Here is an 8,704-nt window from a genome sequence, read left to right as displayed (position 1 = left end):
ATCTTAGCGGCATTGGTACTGCCGTACGGTGGTGGAATGGGCGACAAACAACTGTGGACGACCGGGGACATCGCTCAGAGGCTGGGTATCTCCGTACAACGGGCCCGGCTTCTCTCCCGTCGACCGGATTTTCCCGATCCCGCCCAGGAGATCCCCCACTTCAGTCTGTGGCGTGCCTGCGACGTGGAGCTCTGGCTCGTGAACGGTGTGACCGATCGCGAAACGTAGTCGGCGTTGGTGGGCCACCGGCTGTCCTCCACCCGCCTCCAGGGGAATTCCTTCCGCGAGACGGACCCGCGATCCGTCTCGTCCGCCTCGTAACCAGGGACACGCGCCGTGCCGGACGGCCGGCGAGCGGGCCTACGCCGATCCCGAACTCGTCGATCTCATACGGACCGTGACGAATTCATCCGGACGTCCAGGTAGGCGACGCACACGGCGGATGCCGGAGGGTGGAGTGGACAGTGCTGGTCGACGTCGCCTACGGGCTGCTGGGCGCGGGAATGATCATTCTTGCGGCCCTGGTCGCGCGGAGGGTCGGCCTGCCGGCGCCGGTCCTGCTCGTCGCCGTCAGCATCCTGTACGCCGTACTACCCGGTCCGAACATCGCGCTGGACTCCGAGGTCGTCCTCGTCCTGGTCCTGCCGCCGCTGCTGTACTCCGCGGCGCTGAACTCGAGCCTGACAGGGATCCGCGCGAACCTCCGGACCGTGATCTCACTGTCCGTCCTGATGATCATAGCGACCGCTCTGCTCACGGGCTACCTGCTGGCAGCGGTCGTGCCCGGTCTGTCATTCGCGGCCGCCTGCGCTCTCGGCGCCGCGCTGGCTCCGATGGACCCCGTCTCGGCACTGTCCATCGGACGGCGGCTGGGTCTGCCCGAACGGCTGCGTACCGTGATCGAAGGGGAGAGCCTCCTCAACGACGCGACGGCTCTGACCGTGTACACAGTGGCGGTGGCCGCCCTGGTCGGCGGGGGTTTCGACGTGCCGTCCGTGCTGGGACGGTTCGTCCTGGCCCTCGCCGGGGGTATCGCATTCGGCCTCGCCGTCGCCTGGATCGTCGGCCTGGTCCGTCGCCGGCTGGAGGAACCGGTGGTGGAGACCACTCTTTCGCTGGCAACCCCGTTCCTGGCCTACCTGCCGGCGGAGGCCTTCCACAGCTCCGGTGTCCTCGCCGTGGTGGTCGCGGGCCTGGTCCTGGGCCACCGGTCACGGCGGCTGCAGTCCGGGCCCGCGCGCCTGCACGCCGTGGCCGTCTGGCACCTCGTCGACCTCCTGCTGGAGGGATTCGTCTTCCTCCTCATCGGCCAGCAGCTACCTGCCGTCCTCCACAACATCCAGAAGTATCCGGTCAGCACGGTGGTCGCCGCGACGACGGTCACGATCGCCTCGATCGTGCTGCTACGCCCCCTGTGGCTGCTGCTGCCCACCCTGCTGCCCGTGCGGCTGCGGATCCTCTCGCCGCACCCGAACCTCAACGGCCGTGAACTGACCGCTCTGTCCTGGACGGGCATGCGCGGGGTGATCTCCCTCGCCGCCGTCTTCGCCCTGCCGCCGTCCGCCGGCAGCGCCCCCTTCCCGCACCACGACCTGCTGCTGTTCTGCGCGTACGTCACGGTGCTGGTCACACTCGTCGGTCAGGGACTCACCTTCGGACCGCTGCTGCGGTGGCTGGGGCTACGACCCGACCTGGGCGAGGACCAGCGCCTGCGCGCACGGGCACGGATCGCGGCGGCGGACGCGGGGCTGCGGGCGCTCGAGTCACTCCAGAACCGCGAGTCGGTCCCCGAGGACATCGTCGAACGACTGCGGAACATCGCGGACATCCGCAGGAGACGGAGCGAGGACATCCTCGCGGCGCTGGCTGTGGACACCACGGCCAACCCCGCGGCCGAGAGCACCAGCGCCGTGTTCGGTCACGTCCGCCGAACCATGATCGAGGCGGAGCGGGACGAACTGCTGCTCTGGCGGGACACCGGGAACCTGCCTGACAGCAGCCTCCGGCTGCTGGAGAACGAACTCGATCGCGAGGAGGGGGCGCTGCCGCCGCCCGTGCCCAGGCCCCCGCGCCATGCTGAAACGGCCCCTCAGAGCTGAAACGGCCCCTCAGATCGCGGCGGACGCACGGCTGGCGTCCGCGCCGCTGGAGACGTTCCGCATACGTTCGCCGCCGCCGTACCAGTCCAGACAGAAGACCGACGCGTCGTCGGCCAGCCTGCCCTTCACGGCTCGCACGACCCTGCCGGTGAGGTCCTGGACGAGTTCCCGTGGATGCAGACCCCGCGTCTCGACCAGCACCACGGGCAGATCGACCCGTGCGGCGTTACGCTCCACGATACCGTCGGTGACCAGCACCAGCCGATCACCGGGCCGCAGCCGAAGGCTGTGCGTACGGTAACGAGTCTCCGCGAACATGCCGAACGGCGGATCCGCCGGAAAGGACACCGTCTCCACAACGCCGTCCCGCAGACGGTAGAACGGCACATGCCCGGCGTTCACCACGCTGACGGCCCCGGTGGACAGATCGACCTGCAGCAGCAGACCGGTGACGAACTGGTCGGGCCGAATGTGCGCCGCCATCATCGTGTTCGCCCGCACGACCTGCTCTGCGAGATCCCCGCCACCACGGCGGACGTTGCGCAGGCTACCCACCAGCAAGGTCGCCAGCAGCGCCGCCGCCAGCTCGTGTCCCATCGCGTCGGTGAGTGACACATACAGCTGGGAACGCCCGAAGCTGTAGTCGAAGGTGTCCCCTGCCACGGATCCCGCGGGCTCCACCCAGCCGGCCACCGTCGCCTGCGCACCCTCACAGGTGAACGACTCCGGCAGCAACCGTCGTTGGATCTCCGCCGCCAGCCCGAGCGGGACGGAACGCTGGCCCCACTCGAACAGATCCGTGTACCGCCGATTCGTGATCACGATGTAGGCCAGGGCATGCCCCGTGCTGGCGACGGTCTCGACAGCATCCTCGGTGGCACCGGCAGGCAGGTGTGCCTCGAGCACCCCGATCGCCTCGCCGCGGGCCGTAACCGGCACATACACACTCGTCCGGGCCGAGGATCGGCACACCCGCACCCGCTGTGTCCGCAACACCCACCCGTGGACGGTGCCATCCGTCGGCACCCGTTCCATCGTATTTCCGCCCGTCCCGTCACCATCGGGAAACCGCGCCAGGCAACCGCCCGCATAGTCCGCGATCAGGAAGGACACCCCAAACGCGCCGATCATCCGGGTCAGCTCACCCGCCACCGCGTGCACCGCGTCGGCGGGCGCGGCGCGTTCCACCGCCGTCAGCAGCTTCCGTAAATCGACCGTTCCAGAAGGTGCCACTCCTCTCACGCTAGTCAGCGCCGCGACAACCGGCACGCTGGGCTATCGGGCTCACACCTTCAGCTTGTCGCTTAACCTCTTCCGGTCACACTTCGTGATAGGTGATGGTGATCCGGGATGCCCCGGCGTGTCACCATGGCATAAAACAACCTCCCGTTGATCATTCCTTCCCGCCAAGGAAATCATGATCAAATAGAAGGTCGCGGCGCGACAGCTCGGCCCACAATGTCCCCGCGGTCGAATACCCGAATGTGGTGGGTCGACTCCGAGGGGAGCCCCCTGCCGCTGCCCGACCCGGCGGAGCGACGTACTGTTCGAGCTCGCCGATGCCGTGCTGTGCTGTGCGCGGACGGTCCGGTACACGACCTGGTCGGCCTGCCCTCGGCCCCCGACAAGCACCGTCGGGACCACGGGACACTCTGTGACGGAATCATCCACAGCCGTCTCGACGTGAACCGTCTGCGCCGGTCACCGACCAACCAGCCGCTCCCGCGGGCCGCGGACAGCCGGATCATCCCGGAGACGGACATCCGAAGAGTGTGCGAACGAAGCGATGACATCGCTTCCACCCTGTTTTCGACGTCACGGCCCCGCCCGCCGACACCATCCCCACCCCGGCAGACCTCACACCCTCAGCGAAGCCAGAACCCGACAGAAACGCTAATGATGTTGTCAGAGCCGTCGCCCCTAGGATTTTCGGTGAGCTCGCCATCCGGGCCAGACATCACAGCCCCAGCAAAACAACACAAAAGACAGTAAACCAGCCCAACCAGCCCAACCAGCCCAGCGAAGCTTCCCAAAAGGCGGCAACCCACCCCAACCATAAAACCGTGGGGAGTGCCGGGGGCATGACGCCCCCTGCTCGAATCCGCCCTCACCCGGATGGAACAGCAGGTCGCTGGCCTGCCCCGGGCGCCGTCATACACCTGGACGGCGGCTACGACGGCCAGCCGTCCCGGGATGTGCTCACCACCCACAGACTCGTCGGCCGGACCGGGCCCGGCATGGAAGTCGGCGATGATCGTAAGTGCCGCCGGCCGGGGCGTCGGGGTCAGCCACCCGCGTGCCCCTGATGAGCCACGTCGGCCCGTCGGCGAAGTCGCGGATGGCGCGAAGAACGCGGCGGACGGCTCGCCGGCGCGGTGGGCGCCGAAGGCTGCCTCGTGGGCGTAGCCCTCGTTCAGGCAAATCGGTCGGGCTGATCGGGGTTCCGGACGAGCTGCGAACCGCAGGGTGGCGGGCTCGGCCGTGGCGGGCTCGGCCGTGGCGGGCTTGGCCGCGAGCGACGTCCGGCCATCCAGCAACGCTGCGTCGATGAACTCGCGGTTGCGTTCGGCGGGGACGTCGAACGCAACCGCGACGGTATACATGAACAGACCTTTCAGGGACGGATGGTCAACAGCGGCCGGCTGGGGCCTTCGCCGACGCCCGAGCGCTCGATCGCGGCGGCGACGGTCGCAAGCTCGTCGTCGTCGAGCGTCAGGTCCGCCGCGCCGGCCCAGTCGGCGATCTGCGTAGGGCGGCGCGCGCCGACGATCGCGGCGGTCACCCCGGGCCAGCTCAGCGTCCAGGCGATCGCCGCGGCGCTGGTGGTGATCCCGCGCGCCTCGGCGACGGCGGCCAGGGCGGCAGCGACCTCGAGGTTGGCGGCCAGGGCCGCGGTGAAGTCCGGGTGCCGAGCGCGCCAGTCGTTGTCGGGCAGCGCCGCGACGCGCGCGGCGCTGAACGCGCCGGTGAGCAGGCCCGAGGCCATCGGCGAGTAGACGATGACGCCGGTGCCGTGCGCCGCGGCCCAGGCCAGCTCGGGAACCGCCCCCCGGTGGATCGCGGAGAACAGCGGCTGGATCACGTCGACATGGGCCACCCGCTCGGCGCGCTCCAGCAGATCGGCTGTGTGGTTGGACAGCCCGATCGCGCGGACCTTGCCCTCGGCCTTGAGCTGCGCCATCAGGGCCCAGTACTCCTCGAGCGGCGTGCCGCCCGGCTGGTCGGGATCGCCGGCCGCGGCACCCACACCTCCGAGCGGCTGCCCGTCCCCGGGCCAGTGCACCTGGTAGAGATCGATCGCCTCCACGCCCAGCCGCCGCAGTGAGCCCTCCATCTCGTGCCGCACGCTGTCCGGCCGCATGACCCTGCGGATCGGCGCGTCCGGGCCGTCGCCGTCGCGGATGAGACCGCACTTGGTGAAGACCGCGGGCCGGTCGGCGGCCGGCAGCGTGCGCAGCGCCCGGCCGACGACGTCTTCGGAGTGCCCGTTGCCGTATGCCGCAGCGGTGTCGATCCATGTCAGGCCGGCGTCGACGGCGCGGTGGATCGCGGCGATCGAGTCGGCGTCGTCCTGCGGTCCCCAGGCGAAGCTCCAGTCGCCACCGGAGATCGCCCAGGCGCCGAAACCGACGCGGCTGATGCGCAGGCTGGTGGTGCCGAGGGGAAGCGTCGAGAGCGTCATGGCGGCATCGTGTGCCCGGCCCGGAGCGCGGGCCAAAGCGCTGTCGGCCCCAGGGCGGACGATCCTGGGGCCGGTAACCCCAGGCTGGATGGCGGGTGGATGAAACACAATGCGGACATGGACCGCCGCTCGGAGCTGGGGGCGTACCTGCGCTCGCGTCGCGCGCAGCTACGCCCGCAGGACGTCGGGCTGCCCGGGGGCCTCGGGCATCGGCGGGTGCCGGGACTTCGCCGCGAGGAGCTCGCGTTGCTGGCCGGCGTCAGCGTCGACTACTACATCCAGCTCGAGCAGGGGCGCACAGGTGCGATCTCCCATGTCGTGCTCGACGCGGTGGCCCGCGCGCTGCGCCTGGACGGCTCCGAGCGCGACCACCTCTTCCATCTCGCTCGGCCGGCGCCGGCGCGGCCACATCCGCCGCGAGCCGCTCGAGGCGTCCGACCCGCGCTGCGGCAGATGCTCGACTCGTTCGGCGGCAGCCCCGCCTATATTGTCGGCCCGCACACCGAGGTGCTGGCCTGGAACCCATTGGCGTGCGCCGTCTTCGCCGACTTCCCCCGGCTCCCGCCCGAGCGGCGCGTCAAGGCAAGGCTCGTCTACCTCGACGAGACGTGGCGCGACCTGTACGACGACTGGGAACAGAAGGCCGACGACCTCGTCGCCTACCTTCGCTACCAGGCCGGCCGCGACCCCGACGATCCCGACCTGGCCGCGCTCGTGGGCGAGCTGTCGGTCAAGAGCGAGGACTTCCGCCGCCGCTGGAGCCGCTACGTGGTGCGGGACAAGACCCATGGCACCCTCCGGCTGAACCACCCGCTCGTCGGTCCCCTCGACCTGTCGTGGGAGACCCTTCGTTCCACCGGCGAAGAGCACCACGTGCTGATCGTGTACTTCGCCGAGCCGGACTCGCCATCCGAAGGCGCGCTGCGGCTGCTGGGTAGCTGGCAGGCCGAGGGCAAGCCGCCCACCGGCGCAGGGGCACGGGGTGCGGCGATGAACTCGGCCGGGTCGGTGGCGACAGCGTCCAGCCGTCCAACCGACCCACGATGCTGATCGTAACGCGGGAATACTGCGCTGCTTCCGTCGGTCACGCCCGCCGGCGCACCCCCGCACCAACAGCCCCCGCCCGCCGACCAGCCCACCCGGACCGCCCCCGCCAGCCACCGCATCGACCAGCATCCGCACGGCCCGGGCAAGACGGCGCGGCGACCGCGCTCATCACCTCGCCATGCTGTTCACCGCCCACCCGGCACGGACCAGCCGGACAGCGCGACCTGACCCGGTTCGGGCGCCGTTCGCCGTCACCCGCCACGCGGCGAACGGCACCCGAACCATCCGCGCCACTACCCACAGCCCCCCGCAGGATCACGATCCGGCTCGATGGGACCACGCTCGCCGGGCACCAACCAGTGGGCACGAGCACACCCTGGTCGTAACATACCGACAGGATAAAATTACGGAGAGGCAGCGAAGCCAGTCACTGCCCCGAACGCAGACATAAACACTCAGCTCATGCCATAGCGTACGAAGATCACTTGGCTAGGCTCAACCCCCAAGCAAAGCGAAGCTGCCCAAAGGACAGCAAGCCACCCCAACCATAAAACCGTGGGGGGTGCCGGGGGGCTCGGCCCCCCCGGCAGACATCCCGGCCCCCGGGGAAGCCCCCCGCAGGGGGGCGACCAGCACGAGCCAGCTCGTGGGCGAGGGGGGAGTTGAACCCCCACGTCCGTCAGGACACACGGACCTGAACCGTGCGCGTCTGCCATTCCGCCACTCGCCCGAGTGCGACTATCACGCTATCACGCGATCCACACCGCCCGAGCCGTGGGCGGCGCTCAACCGGAAGCATACGATCTCAGTGCCGGTAGCAGGCCGGGGGAGGAGGGGAGGCCGAGATGGGCGTGCTACAGCGCTTTGAGCGTCGCCTGGGCGGCCTCGTCGAGGGCGCGTTCGCCAAGGTCTTCAAGGGCGGTGTCGAGCCGGTCGAGATCGCAAGCGCGTTGGCTCGTGAGACCGATGACCGGCGCGCCAACAGCGCGAACCGGGTGCTCGTCCCGAACGAGTTCGCGGTCGAGCTTGCCACCAGCGACTTCGCCCGGCTTGCTCCTTATACGCGAGCGCTTTGTGACGAGCTGGCCGAGATGGTTCGGGAGCATGCCGCCGAGCAGCGGTACACGTTCGTGGGGCCGGTGGGGGTACGGCTGGCCGAGGCTGACGACCTGGATGTCGGGGTGTTCCGTATCCGTAGCAGTGTTGCCGCGGCGGATCCCGGCGCGGTGGCTGGCAGGCGTGCGGCGGGGCGGTCGCGGCCGATGCCGCCGGGGGCGCCTCGGCTTGTCGTCTCGACCAAACCGGGGCCTGATGGCCGGGGCAGCGGGGAGGAGCGCGAGTACCCGCTGGACATCGAGGTCACGGTCATTGGACGCAGCGTCGAATGTGATATCCGTCTCAATGACACCGGGGTGTCCCGCCGGCACGGCGAGGTGCGTCGGATGCCCGACGGGCAGTTCGTCTATATCGATCATGGTTCGACCAACGGGAGCATCGTCAACGGCCGGGCCGCCAGTCAGGTGAAGCTCGTCAACGGTGACCAGATCGAACTGGGCGCGACGATCCTGGCCTTCCGGCGGGACGATCAACGGGGCGCTGACAGGGGCCGGGCCGCCGGGCGTGTCCCGGCGGGCGCGCAGGCTCCCGCAGGCGCGCCGCCGGGTCCGGCGGGCGCGTACCCTCCCGTCCCGGTGCCGCCGGCTCCACCTGGTGACCCGCGGGGCCGGCCTGCCGAGCCCCGCCGCGGTGATCCGCGCCAGGGCGTCCCTCCCGGCTCCCCTGGCGGCTACCCGCCTTCGCCCCCGCCGGCGGATCCCTATCGGGGCGACCCATACCGTGGTGGCGATCCCTATCGGGGCGAGCCGCGGCGTGGCGG

Annotated in this window: 6 protein-coding genes and 1 tRNA gene; 4 read left to right on the top strand and 3 right to left on the bottom strand. The window is 69.9% G+C overall.

Translation table 11 applies throughout. The features are described from left to right. A partial coding sequence (locus FrCorBMG51_RS31440; protein WP_338052756.1) for a helix-turn-helix transcriptional regulator occupies nucleotides 1–228 on the top strand: 228 nt, incomplete at its 5' end. Nucleotides 229–452: 224 nt separating this feature from the next. Then, entirely contained in the window at nucleotides 453–2,099 is a 1,647-nt protein-coding gene (locus FrCorBMG51_RS15935) for a Na+/H+ antiporter (RefSeq protein ID WP_235433624.1), read from the top strand. A 9-nt stretch (nucleotides 2,100–2,108) separates the two neighbouring features. Here the strand turns inward: FrCorBMG51_RS15935 and FrCorBMG51_RS15930 are convergent, their stop codons facing one another. Both FrCorBMG51_RS15930 and FrCorBMG51_RS15925 read right to left on the bottom strand, forming a co-directional pair. Continuing rightward, nucleotides 2,109–3,332 carry a PP2C family protein-serine/threonine phosphatase gene (locus FrCorBMG51_RS15930; protein ID WP_235433623.1) on the bottom strand — a complete coding sequence of 408 codons (1,224 nt, stop codon included), beginning with the start codon at nucleotides 3,330–3,332 and terminating at the stop codon, nucleotides 2,109–2,111. 1,381 nt (nucleotides 3,333–4,713) lie between these two features. Beyond that, the gene (locus FrCorBMG51_RS15925; protein WP_047223847.1) at nucleotides 4,714–5,781 is read right to left on the bottom strand and encodes an aldo/keto reductase; all 1,068 of its coding nucleotides are present in this window, start codon (nucleotides 5,779–5,781) and stop codon (nucleotides 4,714–4,716) included. A 99-nt stretch (nucleotides 5,782–5,880) separates the two neighbouring features. Between FrCorBMG51_RS15925 and FrCorBMG51_RS15920 the strand changes: the two genes are divergently transcribed. After that, complete coding sequence (locus tag FrCorBMG51_RS15920) at nucleotides 5,881–6,831, top strand: helix-turn-helix transcriptional regulator (protein ID WP_086055491.1); 951 nt, start codon at nucleotides 5,881–5,883, stop codon at nucleotides 6,829–6,831. Nucleotides 6,832–7,475: 644 nt separating this feature from the next. Here FrCorBMG51_RS15920 and FrCorBMG51_RS15910 read toward each other — a convergent pair. Beyond that, nucleotides 7,476–7,558 (bottom strand) — tRNA-Leu (locus FrCorBMG51_RS15910). A gap of 115 nt (nucleotides 7,559–7,673) precedes the next feature. Between FrCorBMG51_RS15910 and FrCorBMG51_RS15905 the strand changes: the two genes are divergently transcribed. After that, the coding region (locus FrCorBMG51_RS15905; RefSeq protein ID WP_235433622.1) for an FhaA domain-containing protein at nucleotides 7,674–8,704 on the top strand (1,031 nt) is incomplete at its 3' end.

The sequence above is a fragment of the Protofrankia coriariae genome (genome assembly GCF_001017755.1).
Lineage (GTDB): Bacteria > Actinomycetota > Actinomycetes > Frankiales > Frankiaceae > Protofrankia > Protofrankia coriariae.
The sequence above is the reverse complement of the archived record's forward strand: the minus strand, read 5'-3'. Positions and strand labels throughout refer to the sequence as shown.